Origin of the sequence: Aquimarina megaterium XH134 (genome assembly GCF_000520975.1) — a bacterium.
GTDB classification, from domain to species: Bacteria; Bacteroidota; Bacteroidia; order Flavobacteriales; family Flavobacteriaceae; genus Aquimarina; species Aquimarina megaterium.
The window spans coordinates 22,386-47,620 of sequence record NZ_JACB01000005.1 but is presented as its reverse complement, the minus strand read 5'-3'; the positions used below and the strand labels follow the sequence as shown (position 1 = coordinate 47,620).

General features: G+C 34.3%; 18 protein-coding genes. 7 read left to right on the top strand and 11 right to left on the bottom strand.

Translation table 11 applies throughout. The annotated features are described in order from the left end of the window. Nucleotides 1-241 precede the first annotated feature (241 nt). From Z053_RS0106235 to Z053_RS0106220, 4 genes are all read right to left on the bottom strand, one after another. A complete protein-coding gene (locus tag Z053_RS0106235; RefSeq protein WP_081748221.1) occupies nt 242-2,071 on the bottom strand; it encodes a YfiR/HmsC family protein in 1,830 nt (609 codons plus the stop codon). Next, nucleotides 2,068-4,776 carry a TonB-dependent receptor gene (locus tag Z053_RS0106230; protein ID WP_025664177.1) on the bottom strand — a complete coding sequence of 903 codons (2,709 nt, stop codon included), beginning with the start codon at nt 4,774-4,776 and terminating at the stop codon, nt 2,068-2,070. Before Z053_RS0106230 ends, Z053_RS0106235 begins: the two co-directional genes overlap by 4 nt. Nucleotides 4,777-4,909: 133 nt before the next feature. Beyond that, nucleotides 4,910-5,344 carry a response regulator gene (locus tag Z053_RS0106225; RefSeq protein WP_051475996.1) on the bottom strand — a complete coding sequence of 145 codons (435 nt, stop codon included), beginning with the start codon at nt 5,342-5,344 and terminating at the stop codon, nt 4,910-4,912. 2 nt (nt 5,345-5,346) lie between these two features. Further along, nucleotides 5,347-5,751, bottom strand: coding sequence for a response regulator (locus Z053_RS0106220; RefSeq protein ID WP_025664175.1), 405 nt, complete (start codon nt 5,749-5,751; stop codon nt 5,347-5,349). 396 nt (nt 5,752-6,147) lie between these two features. Between Z053_RS0106220 and Z053_RS0106215 the strand changes: the two genes are divergently transcribed. Continuing rightward, nucleotides 6,148-7,161, top strand: coding sequence for a metal-dependent hydrolase (locus Z053_RS0106215; RefSeq protein ID WP_025664174.1), 1,014 nt, complete (start codon nt 6,148-6,150; stop codon nt 7,159-7,161). Nucleotides 7,162-7,250: 89 nt separating this feature from the next. Here Z053_RS0106215 and Z053_RS0106210 read toward each other — a convergent pair whose 3' ends face one another. From Z053_RS0106210 to Z053_RS0106200, 3 genes are read right to left on the bottom strand one after another with little or no spacing between them, the layout of a single operon-like run. Further along, nucleotides 7,251-7,910 (bottom strand): SCO family protein, encoded by a 660-nt coding sequence (locus Z053_RS0106210; RefSeq protein ID WP_035095291.1) that lies wholly within the window; start codon nt 7,908-7,910, stop codon nt 7,251-7,253. A gap of 4 nt (nt 7,911-7,914) precedes the next feature. Next, nucleotides 7,915-8,481: a toxin-antitoxin system YwqK family antitoxin gene (locus Z053_RS0106205; protein ID WP_025664172.1), complete on the bottom strand. Its 567-nt coding sequence runs from the start codon at nt 8,479-8,481 to the stop codon at nt 7,915-7,917. A 50-nt stretch (nt 8,482-8,531) separates the two neighbouring features. Further along, nucleotides 8,532-9,329, bottom strand: a complete 798-nt coding sequence (locus Z053_RS0106200; protein ID WP_025664171.1) for a YHYH protein — start codon at nt 9,327-9,329, stop codon at nt 8,532-8,534. A gap of 208 nt (nt 9,330-9,537) precedes the next feature. Here Z053_RS0106200 and Z053_RS0106195 point away from each other — a divergent pair, with 208 nt between their 5' ends. The 4 genes from Z053_RS0106195 to Z053_RS0106180 all read left to right on the top strand — a co-directional run bounded on the left by Z053_RS0106195 (nt 9,538) and on the right by Z053_RS0106180 (nt 16,228). After that, entirely contained in the window at nt 9,538-10,023 is a 486-nt protein-coding gene (locus Z053_RS0106195) for an acetyl-CoA carboxylase biotin carboxyl carrier protein subunit (protein ID WP_025664170.1), read from the top strand. A 47-nt stretch (nt 10,024-10,070) separates the two neighbouring features. Beyond that, a complete protein-coding gene (gene accC / locus Z053_RS0106190; RefSeq protein WP_025664169.1) occupies nt 10,071-11,513 on the top strand; it encodes an acetyl-CoA carboxylase biotin carboxylase subunit in 1,443 nt (480 codons plus the stop codon). Nucleotides 11,514-11,517: 4 nt separating this feature from the next. Continuing rightward, nucleotides 11,518-13,059, top strand: coding sequence for an acyl-CoA carboxylase subunit beta (locus Z053_RS0106185; RefSeq protein WP_025664168.1), 1,542 nt, complete (start codon nt 11,518-11,520; stop codon nt 13,057-13,059). A 367-nt stretch (nt 13,060-13,426) separates the two neighbouring features. Then, on the top strand, nt 13,427-16,228 hold the full coding sequence (locus tag Z053_RS0106180; RefSeq protein WP_035095288.1) for an SdiA-regulated domain-containing protein: 2,802 nt from the start codon (nt 13,427-13,429) through the stop codon (nt 16,226-16,228). A gap of 1,176 nt (nt 16,229-17,404) precedes the next feature. Here the strand turns inward: Z053_RS0106180 and Z053_RS0106170 are convergent. Next, entirely contained in the window at nt 17,405-17,707 is a 303-nt protein-coding gene (locus Z053_RS0106170; protein WP_025664166.1) for a GIY-YIG nuclease family protein, read from the bottom strand. 78 nt (nt 17,708-17,785) lie between these two features. After that, nucleotides 17,786-21,361, bottom strand: a complete 3,576-nt coding sequence (locus Z053_RS0106165) for a CHAT domain-containing protein (RefSeq protein WP_035095286.1) — start codon at nt 21,359-21,361, stop codon at nt 17,786-17,788. Between the two features lie 371 nt (nt 21,362-21,732). Here Z053_RS0106165 and Z053_RS0106155 point away from each other — a divergent pair, with 371 nt between their 5' ends. Together Z053_RS0106155 and Z053_RS0106150 are read left to right on the top strand one after the other, a co-directional pair. Next, complete coding sequence (locus tag Z053_RS0106155) at nt 21,733-22,089, top strand: hypothetical protein (RefSeq protein WP_025664164.1); 357 nt, start codon at nt 21,733-21,735, stop codon at nt 22,087-22,089. A 114-nt stretch (nt 22,090-22,203) separates the two neighbouring features. Then, nucleotides 22,204-22,425, top strand: a complete 222-nt coding sequence (locus Z053_RS0106150) for a hypothetical protein (RefSeq protein ID WP_025664163.1) — start codon at nt 22,204-22,206, stop codon at nt 22,423-22,425. 373 nt (nt 22,426-22,798) lie between these two features. On the opposite strand, the gene argH is transcribed toward Z053_RS0106150, so the two are convergent. Further along, a complete protein-coding gene (gene argH, locus Z053_RS0106145) occupies nt 22,799-24,076 on the bottom strand; it encodes an argininosuccinate lyase (RefSeq protein WP_025664162.1) in 1,278 nt (425 codons plus the stop codon). Between the two features lie 94 nt (nt 24,077-24,170). Further along, a complete protein-coding gene (locus Z053_RS0106140; RefSeq protein ID WP_035095283.1) occupies nt 24,171-25,232 on the bottom strand; it encodes a M20 family metallo-hydrolase in 1,062 nt (353 codons plus the stop codon). Nucleotides 25,233-25,235: the final 3 nt, after the last annotated feature.

Genomic DNA, 25,235 nt, shown 5'->3' with positions numbered 1-25,235 from the left:
CAATTAACTTATAGTCAAATAATTACACACAACAATTTCCTTGATTAGTCATATTACTCAACTGTGTAAACATATACCTTATTAGCATGTCAATATTGTAAATGATGGTTTACCATATTATTTATAAGGTTCAAAAATACTTTGGAATGTTTAAGAAAAACTCACGGTTTTCAGGGGTTTTTATATTTAAACGATATAACACCCTAACCAAATGAATATAAAAAGATCTGTAGTTGTATTTTTAATACGGAATTGTGAAATAGAAAGTACTTCCGCTATTTTCGTTAGAGGTAAGCCAGATCTTACCACCGTGAGCTTCTACTATTTTTTTGCAATGCGCCAAACCGATTCCTGTACCTTCATACTTATCTCTGGAGTGTAATCTTTGAAAAATTGCAAATATTCGTTCCTGGTGTTCTTCTGGTATCCCGATACCATTATCTTTTATAGAGAATTGCCAGAAACCTTTTGATGCGTCTTCTGGGTCATTTTTTTCGACACATGCAATATCTATCTTAGGAATGGTATCGGGAGCACTAAATTTAATACCGTTGCTAATAAGGTTTTGAAACAATAATCGAAGTTCTATTTCTGAGCCTTTAACTACAGGTAGGTCCTTTACCTTAATTTTTGTTCCTGTTTTTTCGAGAACAACCTTTAAATCCTTTTTTAACTCTTCTATAAGAGTATTACAATCAACAGTATCGTATTCTTTACTTCTTCCTAATCTAGAATATTCTAATAATGCATCAATCAATTTTTTCATTCGCACACTGGCATCCTGAATAAAAATCATACTCTCTTTTCCGGCTTCATCGAAGTTTTCTCCATAATCTTCGGCCAATAATCCAATAAAACTCGATATTGTATTTAGAGGCTCCTGAAGATCATGACTTGCTATGTATGCAAATTGTTCTAATTCTTTATTTTTTGCCTCTAGCTCTACAGATTGCTTGTATATTTCCTGGTTTTTATGCTTCAGCTCTTGATTATATTTTTTCTTAGCTCGATAATTCCTATATATAAAAAAGCTAATAATAAGAGTAAGGAGTACCAAGACAATAAGCAATATATTTACTTTTTTATGAGTATAAAGTTCTGAAGCTTGTTGGTTTAATACGTTCTCCTGTTCTTTGATCTTTTCTTTCTGCTCTTTAAGAAACTCATTTTGCTTACTAATTTCCCGGTTGCTTTGTATAATTTTTTCTTCCTGACTTTTTATAAAAGCAACTTGTTCCTGGATATTTTTTTCGAGCTCTCTTTCGATTACAACCTTTTCTTTATATTTTTTTTGTTGTATTTCACTCTCAGAATAAAGACTTTCTATCTTTTTATTTCTTCTGTTAATTTCTCCCTCCTTACTATCAATTTTTTCTAATTGATCTGTTATTTTTTCTTCCTGAAATTGTATTTGTTTTTCTTTGTCTTTTAATATCGCCTCTTGCTTATCTTTATCTTCTTGTACCTTGTTTAGAGTTCTTTCTGTTTTTCGGTATAAACGTTTCCATTTTTCTGAAGAAGTAATAGCGTGTTTTCCTAATGTAGGAACAATAGTAAACCCTTCTTTTGCTATTCGACTTTCATTAATCTCATATTCAAAAGAATCTCCTACATTAACCATATTAATCATAGAAGCATTAAAGTTATAATCCTCTCCGACAAGCATTATGTTTTTTCCTGAAATCTTACTAAGGATATAATGTATATCATAGTTATACTTATGATTTACATACAGTAACTGAATATCTTTTACATTCTTAACAAATTGAAATCGAACAATCTCTACTGGTTTACCATGGATCTTACGCCTTAGAGACATTGCCTTTAAATCTAGTATTGTTCGATCAGGTCCAAGTACACCTATTTTAAAATTTGATTGTTCTTCTATAGTTGGCCAACCTATTTGTTGTGCAAAGTTAAAAACAAATATGGCGCGCTGTAATCTTTTTACTTCTTCATTACTTGTTTCCTGAGCCTTTATTCTTGCAGAAAAACTCGTGGTAAAAATGCATAAAAGTATAGCTATTACATTAGTATATGCTGTCGATATATATTGACGCTTACACATCATAATTTAAGTAATAGTCTTACATAATAATTCGATCCGTTAAGACCAAACTGTTGCACTCTCCTGCTATACATAAAATTTCCATCTTCTGTATTAGCGGCATGTTTATGTTTATCTGGATAGACATTAAAAACATTATTCCCTCCAAGGGTACATTTTATATAATCACTAACCTGATATGATATAGCCATATCTGTTACAAGTTTAGGAGAGAATACCTGATCTCTGGATTCTATATTTCCTGTAAAATCATTTACTACCCAATTTAGAGAATTGCCATCATTTGGATGAATAAATTTAACCTTACCAAAAAGTGTATTTACCACCTGAAATCCAAACTCCTCAAAATCATAAGAAAGCAGTGAATTTATTTTATAATTAGGTTGTGCAAATTCTACTCTGGCAATTTCTTCTCTATTAAACAATACTTCTTCTTGCCCTACTAATGCTTGCGAAACGTTAATTGGCCCTTTTACTTTGGTCTTTGTAAAGTTGCCTCCCAGAGAGGCATTAAATTCTCCTGTCCCAAGAGTTGTTTTAAAAAACAGTGATAGATCAGCACCAGTTGTTCTAGAATCTATCGCATTCGTAAAAAATTGAGCGGCACCAACATTAAAAGGTTCTAATATTTCCTCATATCCTTCTGCGAATCTTCCCGAAAGAACAATTCTATCCTGTATATTAATTAAGTAATAATCGAAGCTAAACGTAATGTTATCGTTTAGTTTTCCGCTGAAACCAGTATTAAAATGACTTGATAATTCAGGTTTTAAGTTGCCGATATCAAAAGCCTCTGTAGCAACAGCACTTTCATTATTAAAGGTACCTACTTGTACACTTTCCCCATTAATAAACTGGGTACTTATATTCTGGAAAAATACCTGATGAAGAGAAGGTGCTCTAAACCCGGTAGAAAATCCTGCTCTAATACTAATTTCATCCCTAACCCTATATCTACCTGATAGTTTCCAGATTGCCTGACCTCCAAAATCATTATATGCTTCATATCTGGCGGCTCCTCTAATTAAAAGTTTGTCTGTTATATTAGCTTCGATATCCAGGTATCCAGAACTATTTGTTCTAAAACGGTTTAATGCATTTTCTGGCTGAAAACCAGGAAAAACCTGCGCCCCAACAATTCTAGGCAATTCTACTCCAGAAGTATCGGTATAGGTACTTCCTCCATCAACATAAGAAGCTTCTTCTCCTGCAACGATCTCATAATTCTCTACTCGCAGTTCTGCTCCAAAGGCTACGTTTACACCACTTAGCCAATCAAATGTTCTTGAAATATCAAGGTTTGTCGTATTTTGCTTGTAGATAAACCCTCCTGCATGAAATGTTCTGGGCGATGTTACTCCTAAGGAGGCATTATTAGAATTATTTACAGTATAATCTAACCTATTAACTCCAATAGAATGGCTAAAATCTACATTCCATTCGTTTTTAATTCCTCGTATTCCTCCTGTAATTGCATCATCCTGAATATCAGTAAGAATTTCTGGAGAAAAACCATTTGGGAACAACTCTAAAACTACCCTATTCTCATCTTTAGGAAAACGATAGAATCCTTTTGAGGTTCCTTCTCTGTAATTTCTCCCTCCATGCATATAAAATGTTGCATAGTCAGACATTATTATTTCTCCATTAAATGATAATGCAAGATTTTGGGTTTCTGCACTTCCGATCTCCATTACTCGTTTACCAGAATATCCTGTCTGTGCAAAAAAATTGTTTTCCTCGATTAGTGTTTGATCGGTTGTACTATCATTAGAATATACTGTACCCGTATAGTCTCCAGATCTATTAATAGACTCTCTATCTCTATATTCTGCTGTAACATTTATATACCCTTCTTTTCCTATTTTTAATCCAAAATTTGCAGAAGAATATATATTAAGTCCATCTCCTTCGGTGTTTATTGCTACTCTATTATCGAGTTGAATAATTTCTGTTTGCTTTTTTAAGATAATATTAATTACTCCCGCAATAGCATCAGAACCATATTGAGAGGTCGCTCCATCTCGTAATATTTCAATGCGTTCTATAGATGCTATGGGTATCGCATTAAAATCGGTACCTACCGACCCTCTACCCACAGTACCATTAACATTTAACAAAGAACTATTATGCCTGCGTTTCCCATTAACCAACACAAGTACCTGATCTGGCCCTAATCCCCTAAGTGTAGCTGGGTCTATATGGTCTGTACCATCTGCTATTGTTTGATGTGTAGAATGAAAAGAAGGAATCAGATAATGAAGAATGTGACTCAATTCTACCTGGGACGAATTCGTTAATTGTTGCGGTGAAATAATATCTACAGCCGCTGTATTTTTTAAGATTGATTTTGGTTTAGCCCTTGATCCCAAAGAAACTGGTTGATCGATCGAGAATCCCGTTTCTAAGATAAAATCTACCTTTGCAGTATCTCCAACCTTAACTAGTATTGTTTTAGAAACCGAAGTGTACATCACAAATTCTGAAGTAACTATATACTCTCCCTCATCAACATCAAAACTATAATTACCATTAACATCTGTTGTAGTATTTTTATCTGTACCTTCTATAACGACTCTTGCTCCTGGCAGATTACCAAATTGATCAGAGACATTACCTGATATTACTGCTCTCGATTGAGAAAATGCCCCAGAAATAAAACAAAGAAATAGTATCCCAGTAAGGCATAACCTATACTGAACTAACAAAATAGAAGGAGTTTTTTTAATCTGTGTCTTAATATGTTTACTTATTTAGATTTTAAATAGATTGCTTTGTGCGCATTCAAAACTATCATAAGTTCATTCAAAATACAAATATATATGGGGGCAATATCTGAAGTTATAGTATCTTTTTATATGATTCTGAGCAAGAATCCAACTCTGACGATTTAAAATATTTTGTCACAATCTTGCAAACAATCTCTTTAGTTAACATTTTTTGTGCATATTCTTTTATTTCCAAAATACGCTCTGCTTTTTCCTGATCTTCTTTACTTAACTCTGTTCCCAGCATAAGTATTATAATAGATCCCTTATATTTATCATCTAATTTCTGGTATTCGGCAATAAACTTCCAACCATCCATGACAGGCATATTAATATCCAAAAAAATAATTTCAGGAACAATTTCGGATTGAATATGATCTAGTGCTTGTTGTCCATTTTCGGCAATAAAAACCTCTTCTACACATTGTACTTTTTCAATAATTGTTTTATTAAAAAAGTTAGTTGCTTTACTATCATCAATGAGAAGAAAACGTTTTAATTTTTTCATTATCAAAAATGGTTTTTTAACACATCATCCAACAAATCCATAGATAATGGTTTATTGATAAAATCATCGACCGAATGATTTTTGGCAGATGCTCTTACATCATCTGGGTTAGAAGATGTTGATAATAAAATCACTTTAATATCAGCTGTTACTTTTTGATCCAGTTTAGAAAACTCGGTCAAAAACTCCCATCCATTCATTGCAGGCATATTGATATCCAAAAAAATAAGGTCAGGTTTTGTTGCTGTATTATTCTCTACAGCATTAAGATAATCTAGAGCCGCCATACCACTTTGCACAGTATTAACCTGATAAAAGTCTTCGTGTTTGGTAACAACCCTTTCGTTAAAGAAGTTTGTAGCCTTGTCATCATCTATTAACAAGACACAATTCACCAATGTATTCATTTACTTTTCCAATTACGCTCAAAGGAAATAAACTTATTTGATATGACCATAACAAAACTAAATTTTATGAAATAGTTTTCGTTTAACAACACAAATTTAACGGTAAAATGTATTTTCTAAAATTACTTTTCTGAAATAAAGCAATTTATAACTTAAAAAATCTTAATTATCTTATCCAATATTAGTTTTGACATACTTTTAATAAAGACTATTAAAAATAGATGTAAATTTGAAATGCATTCAGTTGATGGTTTTAGATGTCAAACCTATATGAGAATAAAATTATATGTAAGACGTACCAACCTGATTCTAAATAGACTTTTAAAACCTTTAAACAAATTGATTTCTCCCAATAAATATGAAATCAGAAACTCTTTATAAACTTCAATTAGATTAATGGATTCATTAACCCAAATCGTGTTAGGGGCTGCTGTAGGAGAAGCTGTTCTGGGTAGAAAAGTAGGTAACAAAGCTATGCTTTGGGGTGCCATTGCAGGAACTATTCCTGATCTGGATGTACTATCCAAACTTTTTGTTGATCCTATTACAGCAAATGAATTACATCGTGGGTTTTCACACTCCATACTCTTTAGTATACTAGTCGCTCCATTATTTGGCTGGATGATTTCTAAAATCCATCGCAATAATGAAGCAGACTGGAAAGATTGGTCAAGACTTATGTTTCTGGGTCTTCTCACACATCCTATATTAGATGCATTTACCACATGGGGAACTCAGCTATTCTGGCCTTTTGATTATAAAGTTTCTTTTAAAAATATTTTTGTTGTAGACCCATTGTATACTATACCATTTTTGATTTTTGTGATTCTGGCAATGTTCTATAAACGTACACATCCCAAAAGAAGAAAGTTCAATACCCTTGGATTATACATTAGTAGTATTTATATGTTTATAACACTGGGATTAAAATGGTATACGTATGGGGTGTTTCAGACCAATCTAGAAAATCAACATATTCGATATAAAGAGATTCAAACAAAACCAACTCCTCTCAATAGTATTTTATGGACTGCTAATGTAGAAACCGAAGATTCTTTTTTAATAGCATATTATTCTTTATTAGAAAAAGAAGATATTATTACTTTTTCAGAATTTCCTAAAAACCATCATTTGTTGGGTAAAATGAAAGATGATCCTCTTATTCCCAGATTAATTAAATTATCAGAAGGTTGGTATACTATCGAAAAAATGAATGGCAAATTATTTTTTAATGACCTTAGGTTTGGGCAAATGGGAGTAGGTCAAGAAGCTAATAGATTTGTATTTAGCTATGAACTGTTTTATGATGATAATGGTATTCTAACCGCCAAAGAAAGAGAAAGAAATATGGATGATGCTTCTCCCCTTCTTAAAAAATTATTTAGCAGAGTATTAGGAAATAAATCATAAAAAGAGCGTATTAAAACATCCTATTGTAAAGCTTTCGATAAACGATATGTGAATACCTATGATTATTAAATTCTCTTAAATGATAGGCATTATAGTCTTTCTTTTTTCAAAATTTCTATATGACGCATTAATCGCTTTACATCTAAGGGTATAGTTCCATTATATACTCCCCTAATATATCCTTGTGTATCGACTAGTATAAAATTTTCTGTATGTATAAAGCTATTCTCATCCTGAGTCTTTATAAAATCTTCATCTGCAAAATACCCTTCGCGAGCAATGGTATAGATCTCATCTTTATCCCCGGTTACCAAATTCCATTTTCTATCATCTATAGTATTCTTTATTGCATACTCTTTTAAAACAGGAACCGAATCATGCCACGGCATTACTGTATGTGACAATAATTTAATATCACTATCATTTTTATACGTTTCCTGAATCAAATTCATGTTTTTAGTCAGCTTGGGACAAATTCCAGGGCAGATGGTAAAGAAAAAATCAGCAACATATATCTTACCTTTATAGGTATCATTAGTAATAGTATCCCCATTTTGGTTGATAAATGAAAATGGAGATATTTTATGTTTTCCTTCAAGCTCAGATGCAGTAAGCCACTGTGGTGTAAAATCAGAAGCAATAAAATATGGCAACTTATCTAATGTAGGTTTCACAATAGCCTTATCTTCTTGTCTTTTACATGAACATACAAGAATCGCACTTATGAATAATGATAAAAATAATCTCATTTTTTTAATAAATTTTTGTAGAATCCTTCTTTATGGTGTAGCATTTTTTTAATCCAACAAGACCAAATCGTTCGCCTTTAATCACTTCGTAGTTTGCTCTAATATTACCATCGGATCTAAACAATTGTTGTTTGCCTTCTTCTTTTCCGTGGTTAAACCGAAAAGATTTTAAAAGCTGTCCGTTGGCATACCATTCCATTACACTACCATGATATTTTCCTTCTTCATTAAAATGATACACGAATTTATGATGGTTATCGGGCCACCATCCTTTATGAATACCCACTTTTATTCCTTTTTTATAAAAACGTTTTGTTCTAAGCTCTCCATTTTTATAAAAAGACTGTTCTTCTCCTTCTTTTCTTCCATCAACATAAATTACTTTTGATTTTATCTGATCATTTTTATAATAATCGATCAACATTCCCGAAAACAGTTTGGTTTTATAAAACAACTCACCATTATCAAGATGCAAATTAGTATCTGTTGTCACAACAATACGATCAGTATCTTCAGAAATACAGCTAACCAGGATTGTTAGTATTATGATAAAACTCAATAGCTTTTTCACGTATTTAAATTTTAGTAATTGTTGAAATTTCTTAATACTTGTTTCATCTGCTAATTTGTAATATTTCCGGGAGTACCAAAAAATCCATTTCCATTAATGTATGGATCTTCAGAAGTAATATGATAATGGTAAATCCCATCAGGAAAATCAGTAGTAGCACTCGTATGACCATGATACTCATCTAGATCCGTATTGATAATTTCCTCACCATTTTCTATGGGACCATACACAGGAAAACCATCGGCCAATAGGCCAAGAAACGTGTCCTCTCCATACGTATTGGTAAGATATTCTGGTTCCTGATGATAATGATATCCTCCTTGCTGTTGAGGATGCCCAAGATATTGATCAAAAGAATTAATCTCTGAAGTTAAAGGTTGGTTATTAGGGCCTGCATATTGATTGTAAAAAACCACTCCGTTAATTGCAATACCCATGGCACCTAATGCTGTTGCTTCTTTTGTAGTAGCTTCTGCCGGACGTATCGGGATGGTGATCGTGATATTTTGCTCTGCAATTCTATTAGGGTTTAAAGTAAAGTTTGTATTACTACCTGTATAAGGCTCGTATAACTCTGCTTCCCATTCGGTACCCAGGTAATACGGAGATTTATGATCCGGTAGGTTATTCGTAGTAAAAATTACGTTATCTCCACTAATCTCATACGACAATCCTGCTGCATTAAATTTGGCTAATATCGGACTTATGTCATAATCTGTAGAAGTTATTGTCCCGCCATCACTATCACTACCTGCTGTTGTATCATCATCGTTAGAGCATGCAATACATGCGAATATAAAAAAGGAAAAGAAAGTAAAAAAAATTGAAATTGATTGGGGCTTTTTCATAAATATTTAGTTTTTAGTTCATTGTATTTCTTCTTTAGACTTTTATAATTACAAATGGTTTAATCATAATATATTGAATACATAAAGATAAGTTCATATCAAATTGAATTGTTGTGGAAACCCATAAAAGCTGAAGGAATAAACTTCTAATTATTATCTGGTTCTTTTTAATATCTATTTTTATATTGCAAGTCAAATATTCACATTTATGAGTAGTACATATAAAGTTAGTGTAAATACTATTTTTGATTTTGAATTTACCGAAGAAGACATTTCAAAAATAGATATGGTAAGTAATTCTAAATCAACCCATCACATTCTTCAAAACAATAAATCTTTTCATACAGAAATTGTACAATCAGATTTCGATACTAAAAAATATACTGTAAAGGTTAATAACAACAGCTACCAGGTTGACATTACCAATGAATTAGATACCCGGATTGCAGCAATGGGATTCTCTATTGGATCTTCTAAACAGGTAAATGCGATTAAAGCCCCTATGCCCGGACTACTTCTCGATGTTCAGGTTGAAATAGGCCAGGAAGTAAAAGAAGATGATCCTTTACTTATTTTGGAAGCTATGAAAATGGAAAATATTATTCTATCTCCCAGAGACGGTGTTATTAAATCCATTTCGGCCACTACAGGTGATGCAGTAGATAAAGGACAATTATTAATCGAATTCGCTTAGCCTATCACAGGCATTAAACAGAACAATATGTTCTAATATAGTTTAATATGAAAAAAATATTAGTAGCAAACAGAGGTGAGATTGCAATTAGAGTGATGACGACAGCTCGCAAAATGGGAATCAAAACCGTAGCAATCTACTCTACCGTAGACAGAAACGCTCCACACGTAAAATTTGCAGATGAAGCCGTCTGTATTGGTGAAGCTCCTTCTAACCAATCTTACTTATTAGGATCCAAAATCATTGAAGTTGCTAAACAACTACATGTAGATGCGATACATCCCGGATATGGATTCCTTAGTGAAAATGCAGATTTTGCAGAAGAAGTAGAAAAAAACAATATCATCTTTATAGGCCCTAAATCAAAAGCCATTAAGGTGATGGGAAGTAAATTAGCAGCCAAAGATGCTGTTAAGGCTTATGATATTCCTATGGTACCAGGTATAGACGAAGCTATTACCGATGTTGCCAAAGCAAAAGCTATCGCTTCAGAAATAGGTTTTCCTATTTTAATTAAAGCCTCTGCAGGTGGTGGTGGAAAAGGGATGCGTGTGGTAGAAGAAGAAAAAGACCTCGAATCACAAATGAATCGTGCCATTAGCGAAGCTACCTCGGCATTTGGAGATGGTTCTGTATTTATCGAAAAATATGTTGCCTCGCCAAGACACATCGAAATACAAGTAATGGCAGATAGCCATGGCAACGTAGTACACTTATTCGAAAGAGAATGTAGTGTACAACGACGACATCAAAAAGTAGTTGAAGAAGCTCCCTCTGCAGTGCTTTCTCCAGAATTACGATCCGAAATGGGAGAAGCAGCCGTAAAAGTAGCCAAAGCCTGTGACTACCTCGGTGCCGGGACTGTAGAATTTCTTTTAGATGAAAATCATAATTTCTACTTCCTCGAAATGAATACCAGACTACAAGTAGAGCACCCTGTTACCGAACTTATTACGGGAACAGACCTTGTAGCACTACAAATAAAAGTAGCCAGAGGCGAAAAACTACCCATACAACAAGAAGATCTAAGTATACAAGGGCACGCTCTCGAGTTAAGAGTTTATGCAGAAGACCCGCTTAACGATTTCTTACCCAGTGTAGGAAACTTAGAAACCTATCAATTACCTGTTGGAAAAGGCATTAGAGTAGATAATGGTTTTGAAGAAGGAATGGATATTCCTATTTACTACGATCCCATGCTCTCGAAGCTAATTACCTACGGAAAAACTCGTGAAGAAGCGATACAGTTAATGATAAAAGCAATTGACAATTATACTATTAAAGGAGTACAAACGACATTATCGTTTGGTAAATTCGTGTTTGAACATGATGCCTTTAAATCTGGTGATTTCGACACACATTTTGTAAAGAAATATTTTATCCCGGACACCATACAATCGGCAATGGAAGAAGAAGCCAAAATTGCTGCCTTAATTGCTATGAAACAATACATCGAAGATCAAAAAACGTTACGCATACCAACACTCTAATATTATGGATTCAAAAATAAAAACATTACAAGATAAAATTGCTCAGGCAAAATTAGGTGGTGGTGAGCAACGTATTGAAAAACAGCATCAAAAGAAAAAATTAACTGCCCGTGAACGTGTAGCATATCTACTTGATGAAGGCTCTTTTGAAGAAATTGGTATCCTGGTAACACACCGTACTACCGATTTTGGAATGGATAAAGAGATCTATTATGGCGATGGCGTTGTTACAGGATACGGAACCGTAAACGGACGATTAATCTATATTTTCGCACAAGACTTTACCGTTTTTGGTGGTGCTTTATCCGAAACTCATGCCGAGAAAATCTGTAAAGTTATGGATATGGCTGTAAAAATGGGAGCACCGATTATAGGGCTTAATGATTCTGGTGGTGCCAGAATCCAGGAAGGAGTTCGCTCTCTGGGTGGGTACGCCGATATTTTTTATAAAAATGTACAAGCCTCTGGGGTAATCCCCCAGATCTCTGCTATTATGGGACCCTGCGCAGGTGGTGCTGTATATTCTCCTGCAATGACAGATTTTACAATGATGGTAGAAGATACCAGCTATATGTTTGTTACCGGGCCTAATGTGGTAAAAACAGTAACCAACGAAGAAGTTACTTCTGAAGAATTAGGTGGTGCCAGTACTCATTCTACAAAATCAGGAGTAGCACACATTACATCTTCTAATGATATAGAATGCCTCGAAGATGTAAAAAAGCTATTAAGTTACCTACCACAAAGTAATAAAGAGCAACCTAAAAAATTAGAATATACCTTAAGCGACGAAGTAAGAGACAACCTCTCTTCTATTGTTCCTGATAATCCCAACAAACCTTATGACATGCACGAGGTAATTAGCGGGATTATTGATACAGACTCCTTCTATGAAATTCATAAAGACTATGCAGAGAATATCATTGTAGGTTTTGCTCGTCTGGGCGGAAGAAGTATTGGGATTGTAGCCAATCAACCTCAATTTCTGGCTGGAGTTTTGGATGTAAATAGTTCTAAAAAAGCTGCGCGATTTACACGTTTCTGTGATTGCTTTAATATCCCTTTGTTAGTATTGGTAGATGTTCCTGGGTTCTTACCGGGAACTGATCAGGAATGGAATGGTATTATTGTACACGGAGCTAAATTGTTATATGCCTTAAGTGAAGCTACCGTACCTAAGGTAACAGTAATTACACGTAAAGCCTATGGTGGTGCATATGATGTGATGAATTCTAAGCATATTGGTGCAGATCTTAACTTTGCCTGGCCTTCTGCAGAAATTGCAGTGATGGGTGCCAAAGGTGCCAGTGAGATTATTTTTAGAAAAGAAATCAAAGCATCAGATGATCCGGCAGCCAAACTTGCCGAAAAAGAAGCTGAGTATGCAGAGAAATTCGCTAATCCATACAGAGCTGCACAACGTGGTTTTGTAGATGAAGTTATCTTGCCTAAAAATACCCGAAGAAAACTAATTAAAGGATTTAGCATGCTCGAAAATAAAATTGTCGAGCGTCCTGATCGAAAACATGGGAATATTCCTTTGTAGATGTATATACAAACCCTTCACAAGTTCAAGAACTTTTGAAGGGTTTATTTTTTCTGGTATGTTTCGAATATGCAGCAATATCGTCCTGATTACCCCATATCCGAAATCAGAAAAAATAAAATTATAAAGCATTCCTTCCTTATATAGATTTTTACACTTTTCTATACTAAAAACTACACTTTACCTGCTCTAATTTTAATAGAAATCCTCAAATTATCAAGCTTTTTTTCACTGAAAACAGGGGGTATTTTATGCATTAATTCATTTAATTTTACACTTTGTCCCTTTATTTTTTGTAAACAAATCTATAGAAGAAGTTGACTTCTACTGATTTAGTGACATATCCCAACATTAAATGAAAAGTCAAATGAAAAAAACACTATTATTCTTACTACTTATTATCTCTATTTCTTTAACAGGCCAAACCACCTACTACGTAGCTACAAAAGGAAATGATTCTAGTGGCGATGGTTCTAACGATACTCCCTGGGCAACCATCCAACATGCTCTTAATACGGTTACAGATGGCAGTACAATCTTGGTAAAACCCGGTACATACAATGGGCGGGTTAGAGTTCGAGGAAGTTTTACTACTGGTGTTTTGGTAAAATCACAAGTGTCATATATGGCAAAATTACGCAACAATACTACTGTGATTACCGCGTATAAAAACCCTAATGGTTGCCACGGTATTACTTTTGATGGTTTTGATATAGCTCATGATGCTCCTGGTGCTGCTCCCTTAGTTATTCATATTGATGGAGATGGGAATGGCGATGTACATGATATCACATTTCAGAATTGTATTATACATGATAGCTACAATAATGATCTTGTAAAAGTAAATGCTGCCTCTTACAATATCACTTTTCAGGGAAACCTATTTTTTAATCAAGCCGGATCTGATGAACACATCGATGGTAACAGTGTAGAAAACTTAGTTATACAGGATAATATTTTCTTAAACGATTTTTCGAGTAGTGGTCGTACAAATAACAATGCTACCAGTAGTTTTATTGTTATTAAAGATAGTGGTGGTAGTAATGATATCTATACTGGTTCGAGAAATGTTAAGATTCGTAGAAATGTATTCCTAAATTGGGAAGGAACAGTAGCTACAAACTTTGTTCTTATAGGAGAAGACAGTGAACCGCATTACCAGGCCTTTGATGTCATGATCGAAAATAACCTAATGCTGGGAAATAGTAGTAATCCTATGCGAGCCCCTTTTGGTATTAAGGGCTGTAGAGATATTACATTCAGAAACAATACAGTAACAGGAGATTTACCAGCTAATGCATTTGCTTTTAGATTTAACAGAGAACCTACAAATCCTATTATCAACAATATTAATATTTACAATAATATATGGTCTGACCCTACAGGGACTATGAATGATTTTTCAGATTGCCCTATATCTCATACCGACACCTATACTTTAGACACTAACTTATATTGGAATAATGGTACTCCTATACCTCAAGATAGCAGTGATAAAATTAATAGTGCAGATGATGCAAATGGTATAACGGCTAATCCACTGTTAGGAGATCAAAACAATCTAATCATTCCCCATTATAATTCTTCTTTAAACCAATTTAAAGATGGTTCGGTTACCATTAGAGAAGCATTCGAGCGTTTAGTAAACACGTATGGAACACCCGGGACCAATAGTCCTGCTATTAATATGGCAAGAGCAGATCAGCTTCCTGCAGATGATATTTTAGGCAGGCTAAGGGTAAATGCCGATATCGGTGCAGTAGCACCAGGTGCTGTAGAAAATAATGAATTAGCATTAATTCGACCAGATAATGCTTCAGAAAATATTTCCATTACTCCTACTTTAGAATGGTCAGGCTCCGCAAGTTCTTATACTTTAGAAATAACCGATTGTAGCCCCATAGACCCCCCTCCCCCTCCAAATCCTACAATCGGTTTGGGTCTGGATCAATTTAATCTTATCGAGGGTCCAAAAACGATTACGCAAATTCCTGATGATCTATCCGGATTAACTTACAACAGCACTACTAATACAATTTTTGCTGTGATCAACGATCCTCCCCGACTGTATGAATTGAACTTAGATGGTGATGTTATAAGAAGTATTCCGCTACAAGGTTTTAATGATACAGAAGGTTTGGTATGGGTAAATGGTACCGATTTTTTTGTTATTGAAGAAAAAAGAGGACGAGCAGTTAAAATTACAGTAGAAAACACAACAACAACCATTTCTTATCCAACAGATTACATTCAACTTCCCGGTAATTGGGGAGCAAATAATGGACTGGAAGGAGTAGGCTACACCGCAGATACAAACGAATTAATCCTGGTGAAAGAAAAAAGTCCGTTGACTATATATTCTTTAGAAGTACCCGCAGATCTATCAACTCCTCCTACTGTTACCAATCCATTCGATATTGCTACAAATAATTTTGGATTTAGAGATTTGTCTGGTTTACATCATTTAGGAAACAATACAATAGGTCATAATACTCATTTTCTTGTATTAAGTCATGAATCCAGAGCATTAGTAGAAACCGATATCACCGGAAAAGAATATAGTCGTTTAGATCTTGGTCCTAACGGTGCAAATGGTACCTTACCCGATAGAATTCGCCAGGCAGAAGGAGTAACGGTAGATAATCAGGGGACTATCTATATCGTAAGTGAGCCTAATACTTTTTATAAATTTTCTAAGCCAGCATCTGCTAATGCCACCAAAATGGCCCCTATATTTACAGCGTCTAATATATCTGAAGAATCGTTTGTGGTTCCAGAAAATACACTTACTATAAATACAGAATATTGCTGGAGGATAAAAGACAATGATACCGGGGATTGGACATCTTATTTTTCGTTTACGACAGGGGATAATGAAAATCCGCCTCCACCTCTGCCACCATTGCCTGTAGAAACTACCAATACTATCCAGGTTTTTCCTAATCCGGCAGACACCTTCCTTAGTGTTTCATTTGATTTTGATGAGCTTCCAGAAAACATACAAGTTTTCATGTATGATATTTCGGGAAAAGAAATATTGAGACAGTCCTCTGTTGATATTGTAGATAATACATTACAAATCAATGTTAGTCGATTTTCTAAAGGCTGTTATTTCATAAAAATCAAATACCCTAAAGAAGATATCGTTAAAAGTTTTATCAAGAAGTAATGTAGGTAGACACTTTAAATCTGAGTTCGGTCTAGATTTAGTTTTAAAAAGCCGTCAAATTGAGTGATTTTTCATAGTGAAACGGAGAAAAATTGTATCGAAATTAGGCTTTTACTTGAAAATTTACTTGTCTTCGATAGTTCTGCTGAGCTAGGTCGAAGTACAATTTTCTACCGAAAATCACTCTGACTGACGTAAATTTTCTTAAGTCGAACTCAGGTTTTAAATACACATCTAAAAAAAACATCAGTAACAGGGCTTTCTCGAATAGCTTTTTAGCATTGAAATGCTTACCACCTTGAATTTATCGAAAGGTCGATATAAAATTCTTAATAGAATTTCACTACCATTGACGTATTTTATAATGATTTGTTTTTCATAAACTTATATACTTCTAAATTTCATCTAATTTCCTTTGTTTTGGCTTTCTGTTCATTTTCTTTGCTTGCCCAAAGAAAACGAACCAAAAGAAAAGGCACTTTTTTCAAGGTATTTTTCAATTTCACTGAAAACCAGATTTATTGTGCTAAAATCTTTCCAAGGTTTCAAGATTTTTTAACGCAAAACAAATCTTATACTGGTGAAAAAAGATTTCAAAGCTCTGCTTTGGAACGTCAGTTTTAACACTGGATAAATTTTTTATTGGATGTCTCAAGCTGACGCATTTCAGATAATCGGACTCAGGTTATTAGCAATCTATTGCTATTACTGGCCCGCGCACAGGGTTGAGATCTCCGCGCAGCGAGGGAGCCTTACCCTATTGCGGGGATTGGTTTCCCCTTTGCGGGGGAAGGTGCCGGTATACCGCTGGTCGATAAAAAGAATGCGGGGAAGGGTATCCCTATTGCGCTGATCGATATACCTATACCGATGACCGATAAAAGGAATGCGCAGAAAGGTATTCGTATTGCGAGGATTACTATACACGTACCGATGATCGGTAAATAGTCTGTGAGGAGTCCAAAACAACCCTTTGACGCTACATAAGTTTATCGAAGGGCTTAGGGTAACACATTTTAAATCTAAATTCGCCTGTCATTCCAGCGTAGACAGGAATCCACTTTGGATAACACGATAATGGATCCCGAATCAAGTCTGGGATGGCAAGGTAAGTTATTGTTTTCTTATCTTTTTTCTTCCCAGCAATTTGTCATCCCAGCGTAGGCTGGGATCCATTTAATCGTACCAGTCACATGCCAAATCCTTCCAATTAGGATTATCTTCTTCTATGAGATTAATTTTCCATTGTCGATTCCATGATTTTAATCTTTTTTCTCTAGTTATAGCATCATTTACATATTTATATATTTCAAAATATACTAGCATATCCAGTTCATACTTTTTAGTAAAACCATCAATCAATTTATTTTTATGTTCAAAGACTCTTCTTTCTAAATTATTGGTCATACCAATATAGAGCGTTCCGTTTTTCTTATTGGTAATTATATATACGGCATATTGATGTTTTGGTTTAAGCATATTAGTGTGTTTTGGATCCCAGCCTACGCTGGGATGACAAGGCTAATAATTATTAGTATAAACAATGGTACTTCAATATTAAAATTTCACATTCTTTACCCTTCTCCTATACCAAAACAAACCTACTACGATCAATACAAGTAATACCAATGTTACCCAATACCACAGGGTATTACTCTCAAAAGCAATTGGTGACGAATCTCCTACCAGGTAAAACCCTCCCCAATAGAACGGTTGTGTACGATTGACATTTGCCGTAGCCAAGTATTGCAATTTGGCCTGTTGTAATGCTTTTGCCTTATTCATCCCTGCTTTAAGGTTGGTATAGAAGTATTGCATCAATTCTGGAGTGGTTTGATCCGATACTTCCCAACTGCTTAAGAGCAAACTTTTAGTACCCGCATATTGAAAAGCACTTCCTAAACTCATAATCCCTTCTCCCTTAGCAATCTTACCGGTACCTGTATAACAGGCGCTAAGTACAGTAAGTTCTGCCGGAATATCCAAAGCAAATAATTCGTGGCTATACAACAGGTTATCCTCTATCGTATCTTTACTTTTGGTAAAATAGAGTCTTGAATTCTCTGGTCGCTCATTGTCTACATCCCCATGCAACGCCAGGTGAAGTATCGCATACCTACCTGCATTTTTCTTAAAATTAGCTTCTATAGCTTGTGATCCATAGTAATATTGTCCATCGATAATATTAGAGATCGCTTTGATCTCTTTTCGCGTCCCCGGAAGATCAATACCGGTATTTCTTAGCGTGGCCAAACTCATTGTATTGGTCGTTATCGTACTATCTGAAAACGAAAATGCCAGGCACTCCTGCCGTTGTTGTGTGAGCTGTTCACTTTTATCTTTGGCAAATAACAGGTTAGCCGCATTGGCATAGGTAATCGCGTATTCTTTAAGCAAATATGATAGGTCTGCAGGGTTATTTGTTGTATCTTTTTGAGTCAGCAATAACTCAAAATTTAAATGCCACAGTGGTCCATCGGGAATGATAATCAATTCATCACCAGCAAACGTGTCACTCTGAGCCTGTCGAAGAGTATTGGCAATCGGGGCCATTAATTGGTTATATAAAGCATGTGCCGTTGTTTTATAGGCTGCCAGGTTTTGTGACGTAATGGCTTTTCGTAGCTGTTCTATAGTAGTCGTAAGATTGGGAGTCGCTAATTCTTGTACTGCGATCTTATCTTTTGAAATCGTAAAAGCATAGGTAATACGCTCTGAAGTAAAAAACTCGAGTACTGTAGTATTATCGTTTAGATGATGCTGAATATCACGAACCGTAACAATAGCATTTTCATGTTTAAGCTGGTAATATTTTGGGTAGTTCTGCTCTAATACTGCTATTAGTGAATCTTGCCTATTGCTAATGTCAAATAGTGTATTCTCATAACGAACCATTTTTAGAGAATCTTTAGTACTCATCCTGGATCCACTGTAGAGCTCTGTGATTTTAGATTGATAAAACGCTTTATCAATCCTTAGTTCTTTTTCTAATGCCACAAGATCTGCTGGTAATCCTGTATAGGTCTTAGCATTGGCATCGGTAAGTAGTTCTTTTAAGGTATTGGCTTTACTTTTCTCGGCATAGTAAAACGCCTGTTCTAAAGAGGATTGCTCTTTTTTCGTATCGTATACTAGTAATTGTGTAGCTATAGCACCCTGGTATACTGCTGCTGCTTTTTGAGCGAAACGCACCTTGTCCTGGTAATTGGTATAAGTTTCCCTGATCGTATGGATAAGGGCATCTGCTTTTTGGTACGTTTGGATTGCACCGTTAAGATCATTAATATTGTTACTTTCTGTATACAAAGCAGTATAGGTTTTGGCTTTGCCTAATAAAGAGCTTAACAAAACATCTAAGTTTAAGTAGTGCTCTGGAGTAAAAGTTGCCTTGGTTTGGGTATCAGGCTTAATATTAGCAGCTATAGCTTTATTATAATACGTTAAACTGCTTGCAAACTCTTTTTGTGTAGCATATACTTTTGCAATTTTAGTATAGGACTGTGCAACTTTGGGATGATGCTCACCGAATATTTGTTGTCGTATGGTCAAGGCTTTTTGATAATATTCTAAAGCTGTGTTATAATCTGTTTGGGCATGATAGATGTTGTTCCCAATACTTTCATAAGAATCTGCAACACCAGGGTGGTTTTTACCGAAAACAGCAATTCTGATTGTTAAAGCTTTATTAGTATAGTATAACGCTTTATCATACTCTTTTTTTAAGGTATACAACTGCCCAATATCGTAATAAGATTCTGCTATGTCAGAATTCTTTTGATCAAATAGTTGTGTTCGTATGGCTAAAGCCTTTTTATAATACAATAGAGATTGATCATACTCTCCTTTTAATCTATAGATATTTCCTATATTATTATTGATAGTAGCAACAGAATGATGATCTTCTCCTTTAGCTTCAATGTTAATGGTTAGTCCTTTTTTAAGATAAGTTAGTGCTTTATCATAGGCTCCTTTATACTTATATACCACACCTATATTGTTATAAACCGAAAAGTATATTTTTTTGCCTTGTCTTGATAATTTTTTTTCAATATTAATAGCTTGATTATAATAATACAACGCTTTATCATATTCTCCTCTTTTTTTATAACACACACCAACTTGATCGAGAGCTGTAATTAGGATATGATGATTTTTTCCATACAGATACATCAAAATGGTTAAGTTATTTTTATAATAAAAAAGAGCTTTGTTATACTCTCCTTTTTTTCGGTATATATCCCCAATAACTCTATAACATATAGCAACTCTCTTATGATTTTTTTGAAGTATTTGAATCCTATTAGACAACACCAAATCTAAGTATTGTAATGCTTGATCATATTCTTCTTTCTTATAGTATATAAGTCCTATATTGAAATAAGAAATACATGTTCTTAGATTATATGATCCTAATTGTTCTTCTCGAATAGTTAAGGACTTTTGATAATACAATAATGCTTTATCATATTTACGTTGCATAAAAAGAGTATTACCCATATTTATATAAGAAATCGCAACATCAAGATGATGTTCACCAAAAGCTTTAATTCGCATATCAAAAGCTTTTTTCTGATATATCAATGCTTTATCATAATCACCTTTTAGATAATATATATTTCCTATTCGAGAATATGAATTTGCAATGGCAGGATGGTTTTTTGGGTAATTTTTTAATTTAATTTTCAACCCTTTTTCATAATAGTCTAAGGCAGTTTTATAGTCTAAATTATTAGATTCATAATATTTACCTATATTATCATAAGCACTAGCCTTTTCTTCATTATGTTCTGACAAATGTTTTTTACTTATTTCTAGTACTTTTTGTGCATTTTTATAGGATTTATCATACTTTCCGTCTCGCCATTGGCTTTCAGCAATTTTATTATAACATCGGGCAACACGTTCCCAGGCGTTGGCCTTTTGGTAGATGAGTAAGGCTTTCTTAAAATATACTACAGCACTATCTAGTTTGCTATCGGTTAATAATACATCTGCTTTGGTAAAATGTTGTGAGGCAACTGTAGTGTCGGTTACGGCTTGGGTATAACCAAGGGTGGTGTATAAAAAACACATACCAATAACACAGTATAAAAGTGCATTTTTGTATAGTATTGATTGTATAGTGATGATCATTAGGTTTGTTTTTCAAAAACATCTCGATACACTACGCCCAAAAGCGTAGCACTCGATGTGACATTGCAATTATATTTGTTAATAACAAAGAACGTAAAAATGTTACCATTTTAGATTCCCCCGAGTTATACTTAAATAAATGATTTGTTAATAAATAATTAGTAGTAAGGTAGACCTCACAGGTTTTGAAAACCTGTGAGGTCTTATGTCGTATAGTGTTCTTATTTTCAAAAAACTATTTAATTCGTATGCTGTATTACCCGATTACTCTTTATCAAAAAACCATCTTTATTTTGAATATCAAATTATAGATTTTACCTTACCCCCAGAATTAATTGTATTGAACCCAAATTAAGAATAGTTGCCCTACTATGAGTAATCGACAAACCACCAAATATGCGATCTACACTGTAGCCGTTTTATCTGCTGCATTAATCAATGAGTATATCTTAAAATATGTAAAGAAACATATCCATCAACAGGGATATCTTCTGGTATTAATAGATATGCTGGTTATCGTTTTAATTTTTGCACCTGCTTTTGCCCTGGTGACCAATTACGCAAAGAAGATTTCTAAGGCGTATCTTAAGACTTCTAAAAAATTGTCGAGCAGAAATAATGGGATCCTGCTAGGGTTTATAGTTGCTATTATTATTTTGTTTATCCTTTATGCAAATCTTAGACATAATATCAATGTAATCAATGATCTAAAAGCTTTGATTTCGTAATCATTATCTATTTTTTTAATCGTTAATAAGTAAATTATAACATTTATTACCTTGTTATGCTTTGGTTAATACTGTATTTTAGTATATACATTAATCAATATAAATTATTTACTCATGAAAAATTCTTTAGAAGTATTTAAAAAATTCAAAGTTTTATCCCGAGAAGAGCTAATATTAATAGGTGGTGGCAGAAGAGATCAATGTACTGCAGAGCAGGTTAATAATTGCACATTTGTGCAATATTACCCAGAAGGTTCTGTAATGATGGATTGTGGAGTATCTGAAGACTCTGATGGGAACGAAGAATGGATTTCGTGTGAAGCACATATAGCATAATCCGGGTTCAATCAAATTTCTTTCCAAAACACTACATTACTCTGCATTTTTAATGTAGAGTTTTTTGGTATGCAATCTTACCATCCATAGTACATCACCTTCCTCTCCTATTAATTCTAAGGCATACTATATCTCTAATTATAAAAAGACAACCCCCAGTGGTTAACAACTCCTCTGGGGGTCTAGGCTGAAGCGAAAAAATCAAACTAACTCAACTTACACTCAATTAAATATACTTCAGCTTCTCTTCTATATCATTAAGATATGCCTTTTTATTAACATTTTCAATTTTTTATTCAAGAACTACAAATCAATTCTATAGAGTAACTTGTATTCTAACATAATTCACCTGTTTTTCGAAAGTATTGTTCCCTCAAACTTCCTCTAATTTCTTTTTTATTTTGTTAAGACATAAATTATTAATACTGCCACTATGGCTATGTTTTGTATTCTTTTCAGGGGTATAACATCCATTCTCAATATCCACCCCTATTTTTACATAGGCATCTCTAAAAGACATACCTTGCATTACTAATTCGTTTAATGTATCTACACTAAACAGGTAATCGTACTTATCATCATCCAATATATTTTTGTTCACCTTTATATTCTTAAGTGCATACATAGTCATCTCAAGAGATGCTTTTAAATCCTGAATAGCGGGTACAACTCCTTCTTTAAGCAATTGTAAATCCCTGTGGTAACCACTCGGCAAATTATTGATTAGCAAATTTAATTCGTAAGGCAGTGCCTGAATTTTATTACATTTCCCTCTTATTAACTCAAAGACGTCTGGATTTTTCTTATGTGGCATAATACTGGATCCTGTAGTAAATTCTGATGGAATACTCATAAAATCAAAATTCTGACTCATATACAAACATACATCCATTGCCAGTTTAGATAAAGTCGCGGCTACACTACTCATGGCAAAAGCGGTAGATTTTTCTGATTTACCTCTACTCATCTGTGCAGCAACTACATTATACTTAAGAGTTTCGAAGCCTAATTCTCTTGTGGTAAACTCTCTATCTATCGGAAATGAACTACCATACCCCGCAGCGCTTCCCAATGGGTTTTGATCCACAACTTTTAAAGCAGCATTTACAAAATACAGATCATCAATAAAACTTTCTGCATAGGCAGAAAACCAAAGTCCAAAAGAAGATGGCATTGCTATCTGCATATGGGTATACCCAGGAAGTAATACATCCTTATACGTTTCTGCAAGGGTTAGTAAATTCTGAGATAATTCGTTAACAAGAGATTTAATTTGAAGTAGTTCTTCCTTCATATATAGATGCATCGCCACCAATACCTGGTCATTACGTGACCTGGCAGTATGTATTCGCTTACCTGCATCTCCTATTCGTTGAGTTAATTCAAACTCAATTTTAGAATGTATATCCTCGAACTGGTCTTCTATCACAAAAACTCCTTTTTCTATTTCCCGCCCCAATATATTCAATTCTTTTTCAATTTCAGAAATTTCTTTATCAGAAAGTAAATTAATCTTATGCAGCATCTTAGCATGAACCAGTGTTGCTTGCACGTCATACCTGGCAATTACCATATCCAATTGCCTGTCATTACCTACGGTAAACCTATCTATTTTTTGATCTGTTGGTAACCCTTTATCCCAAAGTTTCATTCTATTTTTTTTATAAGACTGTCTGGAAAGTAGAATTTTCAATGTCAGACTGACAATTCAAGTCCTAGATTTACCTTTTCAGACGGTCTCTTATTTATACTATACCTTCTAAAATTTTGATATACAGTTCGATTCCTTCTTTTATCTCATCTACATAAATAAATTCATTTGCAGAATGCGACCTGGTCGAATCTCCCGGTCCCAGTTTTAATGAAGGACAACTCAATACCGATTGATCCGATAAGGTTGGTGATCCATACGTGCTTCTTCCCAATGCAATTCCGGATTTTACAATAGGATGATCTACAGCAATCGACGAGGATCCCAAATCCAGGGATCTGGGCATGACCTCAACATATTGAGGCATGTGTTGTTTTACAATATCCAGAACCTCTTTATTTGTATAACTATCATTCACTCGTATATCTACCACCAGATCACAACTTGCCGGTACCACATTGTGTTGTTTCCCAGCATTGATCTGTGTCACTGTAGCTTTTACTTTGCCCAGGTTTTCTGATATTTTTTTAAATTCATATGTTTTAAACCATTCGATCACCTGCAAAGCATTATAAATTGCGTTATCTTCATTAGGGTGAGCAGCATGACTAGCTGTTCCTTTTACCGATATATCTAATACCAATAAGCCTTTTTCTGCAACGGCCAATTGCATTAGTGTTGGTTCTCCTACAATGCCAAATGCTACATTCTTAAGATATTTTAATACACTTTTTAGTCCCAAAGGACCACTACTCTCTTCTTCTGCAGAAGCGACAATCACAAAATTGTATTGTAGTCCTTCTCTATTGTAGAAATAGGTAAATGCAGCTAATAAAGCCACCAGGCAACCGCCTGCATCATTACTTCCCAGGCCATATAGTTTCCCTTCTTCTACAAAAGCGTTAAAAGGATCATTTGTATAGTTTCCATTCGGTTTTACCGTATCATGATGAGAGTTTAATAAAATAGTGGGTTTAGATTCGTCAAAATACATATTGTATGCCCATATATTATTATTCTCTCTCTCAAAAGGAATATGATTTTGGATGAACCAATTCTCGATCAATTGAGCCGTTTTTTCCTCTTCAGACGAGAACGATGGTGTTTCTATTAGATGATGTAAAAGCTCAATCGCTTCACGTGTTAGTTTTTCCATTAT

What these genes read in the sequence shown, in the direction of transcription:
- Z053_RS0106225 (WP_051475996.1), bottom strand. Translation starts at nt 5,344, where the DNA reads ATGAAAAAATTAAAACGTTTTCTTCTCATTGATGATAGTAAAGCAACT.
- Z053_RS0106235 (WP_081748221.1), bottom strand. Translation starts at nt 2,071, where the DNA reads ATGATGTGTAAGCGTCAATATATATCGACAGCATATACTAATGTAATA.
- Z053_RS0106170 (WP_025664166.1), bottom strand. Translation starts at nt 17,707, where the DNA reads ATGCTTAAACCAAAACATCAATATGCCGTATATATAATTACCAATAAG.
- Z053_RS0106195 (WP_025664170.1), top strand. Translation starts at nt 9,538, where the DNA reads ATGAGTAGTACATATAAAGTTAGTGTAAATACTATTTTTGATTTTGAA.
- Z053_RS0106220 (WP_025664175.1), bottom strand. Translation starts at nt 5,751, where the DNA reads ATGAATACATTGGTGAATTGTGTCTTGTTAATAGATGATGACAAGGCT.
- Z053_RS0106215 (WP_025664174.1), top strand. Translation starts at nt 6,148, where the DNA reads ATGGATTCATTAACCCAAATCGTGTTAGGGGCTGCTGTAGGAGAAGCT.
- Z053_RS0106200 (WP_025664171.1), bottom strand. Translation starts at nt 9,329, where the DNA reads ATGAAAAAGCCCCAATCAATTTCAATTTTTTTTACTTTCTTTTCCTTT.
- Z053_RS0106150 (WP_025664163.1), top strand. Translation starts at nt 22,204, where the DNA reads ATGAAAAATTCTTTAGAAGTATTTAAAAAATTCAAAGTTTTATCCCGA.
- Z053_RS0106180 (WP_035095288.1), top strand. Translation starts at nt 13,427, where the DNA reads ATGAAAAAAACACTATTATTCTTACTACTTATTATCTCTATTTCTTTA.
- Z053_RS0106165 (WP_035095286.1), bottom strand. Translation starts at nt 21,361, where the DNA reads ATGATCATCACTATACAATCAATACTATACAAAAATGCACTTTTATAC.
- Z053_RS0106185 (WP_025664168.1), top strand. Translation starts at nt 11,518, where the DNA reads ATGGATTCAAAAATAAAAACATTACAAGATAAAATTGCTCAGGCAAAA.
- Z053_RS0106210 (WP_035095291.1), bottom strand. Translation starts at nt 7,910, where the DNA reads ATGAGATTATTTTTATCATTATTCATAAGTGCGATTCTTGTATGTTCA.
- Z053_RS0106155 (WP_025664164.1), top strand. Translation starts at nt 21,733, where the DNA reads ATGAGTAATCGACAAACCACCAAATATGCGATCTACACTGTAGCCGTT.
- Z053_RS0106140 (WP_035095283.1), bottom strand. Translation starts at nt 25,232, where the DNA reads ATGGAAAAACTAACACGTGAAGCGATTGAGCTTTTACATCATCTAATA.
- argH (WP_025664162.1), bottom strand. Translation starts at nt 24,076, where the DNA reads ATGAAACTTTGGGATAAAGGGTTACCAACAGATCAAAAAATAGATAGG.
- accC (WP_025664169.1), top strand. Translation starts at nt 10,071, where the DNA reads ATGAAAAAAATATTAGTAGCAAACAGAGGTGAGATTGCAATTAGAGTG.